Consider the following 2,540-nt stretch of genomic DNA (forward strand, 5'->3'; position numbering starts at 1 on the left):
CTCGCGGCGGCGGGCTCTCGGCCTGCTCGGGGCCGTCACGGGCGCCTGCGCCGCGGGCGGGGCCGGGCTCTGGACGCTGACCCGCGGGCCGGACACCGGATCCGGGGACACCGGCTCCAGGGGGGCCGGGCCGTCGGCGCCCGCGGTCGGGGCACCCGATCCGGGGGCCGTCGCGGCCGTCCTGGCGAACCGGGCGCGGGCCGTCCGGGAGCGGAACCGGATCGCGTTCCTGGCCACCGTGGCGCGCGCCCCCGCCGCGTTCCAGCAGGCCCAGGCCCGTCTGTTCGACAACCTCACCAGGCTCCCCCTGGACGGCTGGGAGGAGCATCCCGGCGCGGCCCAGGGCACGTCCGGCGTCGTCCGGGTGTCGATGCGCTACCGGATCACCGGCTTCGACACCGCCCCGGTCGCCCGGACCCGGCACCTCGCGTTCTCGCCCGCTCCGGGCGGCTGGACGATCACCGGGGACGGCACGCCCGCCGGGCTGGCGGACGACGCCGACATCGCCGACGCGGGGCCGCTCACCGTCGTACGCCGAGGCCCCGTGCTGGTCGCCGGGGACGCGTCCGGGCTGGACGAGATCGCCCGGCGGCTGGCGGCGGCGATCCCGGACGTGACCGCCGTCACCGGAGCGTCCTGGGCGCGCCGCGCCGTGGTCCTCGCCCCCGCCGACGCCGCCCTCGCCGGACGCGTCGCCGGGAACGCCCGGGACGTCGCGCAGTTCGCCGCGCTGGCGGTCGTCACCCCCGGCCCGGAGGGCTCCGCCGACCAGAACCGCCCCGCCGGCCATGACCACTCGGCGGGCCAGGACCGGATCGTCGTCTCCCCCGCCTTCGCGCGCCTCAACGCCCTCGGCCGCGACGTCGTCCTCACCCACGAGCTCACCCACGTCGCCACCGGCGGCGCGCGCGACGGCCGCACCCCGCTCTGGCTCATCGAGGGCCTCGCCGACTACGTCGGCTACCGGCGGGCGGACCTCACCGCGAAGATCACCGTCCGGTCGGCCGCGCGCGAGCTGGCCGCCGAGGTGGCCGCCGGACGGGTCCCGGACCGCCTCCCCGCCCGGGCCGACTTCGACGGCGCGTCCGGACGCCTCTCGCAGGCGTACCAGGAGGCGTGGCTCGCCTGCCGGATGGTCGCCGACCGGTACGGTGAACCGACCCTCGTCCGGCTGTACCGGGCGGCCGGGCGGGAACCCGAGGCCGCCGCGCTCCGCCGGGTCCTGGGCGTCCGCCCGGACACCTTCACCGCCGACTGGCGCGACTACCTCCGCGAGGAACTCTCATGAGCGACCCCACCGCCGCCCCCCAGGAGCCGCCAGGGACGCCCACTCCCCAGCCTGGGCCTTCGGGTGCGTCGGACACATTCGGGACTCCTGAGGCATCTGGGACGCCCGGGACGCCGCCTGTGGCCGGTAATGCCGACGGCGGCGGTCCCACCGGAGGCGACGTCCCTTCAGACAACCCTCCAGACACCTCTCCCACAGAGGCCGGGCTCCGGGGGCCGCGGAGGGCGGCGGCGGTCGCGGCGGCCGTGCTGTTCGCGGCCGTCGCGATGATCATCGCCGTGACCACGCCGTGGAACCCGCTGCCCGGCGCGGTCCCGGGCGGCCACGTCCGACCCGACCCGGCTCCCGACTTCACCCCGGCCGAGATCCACCGCGCCGACGCGTTCGACGGCGCCCTGAACTGGCCCGCCTACGGACGCCTCATCACCGTGCTCGCGGTCGTCCTCGCCCTGGGCTTCACCCCCCTCGGCGCGCGCCTGCTCGGAGCCTTCACGTCCCGGTTCCGGAGGCTGCCCCTCCGCGTCCTGCTCGGCGCGGTCGCGCTCACCTCGCTGACCTGGCTGATCTCCATGCCGTTCGCGGTGTGGGGCGAGACGATCCTGCGCGACTACGGGCTGTCCACCCAGAGCTGGCCGAGCTGGCTGGCCGACCAGGCCAAGTCGCTCGCGGTGACCTGGGTCACCTACACGCTGGGCCTGCTGCTGCTCACCGCGCTGGTCCGCCGCTTCCCCCGCTACTGGTGGACGGGCGCGGCGGCCGGGGCCGGGGCGCTGGTCATCGCCGGTTCGTTCGCGTACCCGGTCATGATCGAGCCGGTCTTCAACACGTTCCACTCGCTGCCCGCCGGGGAGCTCCGCTCCGCCCTGCTCGACATGGCGCGGCGCGACGGCGTCCCGGTGTCGGACGTCCTGGTCGCCGACGCCTCCCGCCGGACGACCTCGCTGAACGCCTACGTCTCCGGGTTCGGGTCCACCCGCCGGATCGTGGTCTACGACACGCTGCTGACCTCGATGTCCACGCCCCGGATCGAGTCGATCGTGGCGCACGAGCTGGGCCACGCCAAGCGCGACGACGTCCTGCACGGCACGCTCGTCGGGGCGCTCGGCGCGGCGGGCGGCGTGTGCCTGCTCGCCGTGCTGCTCACCTCGCCGCGGCTGCTGCGGCGCGCCGGGCTCGCCCCGCCCGCGTCCCGCCGCCCCACCGGAGCGGAGGCCGCGGACGACCCGTCGGCGCGCGACCGGGGCGCGGGCGA

2 protein-coding genes are annotated in these 2,540 nt (G+C 76.9%); both read left to right on the top strand.

Features of this window, described 5'->3' with window-relative positions; translation table 11 throughout:
* Positions 1 to 1,288: hypothetical protein (locus DZF91_RS40305; protein WP_117359701.1), on the top strand; the 1,288-nt coding region annotated here is incomplete at its 5' end.
* A gap of 245 nt (positions 1,289 to 1,533) precedes the next feature.
* Positions 1,534 to 2,540, top strand: a 1,007-nt coding sequence (locus DZF91_RS25105; protein ID WP_235834538.1) for a M48 family metalloprotease, incomplete at its 3' end; no start/stop codon positions are given.

The organism is Actinomadura logoneensis (assembly GCF_003428695.1).
Taxonomy (GTDB): Bacteria; Actinomycetota; Actinomycetes; order Streptosporangiales; family Streptosporangiaceae; genus Spirillospora; species Spirillospora logoneensis.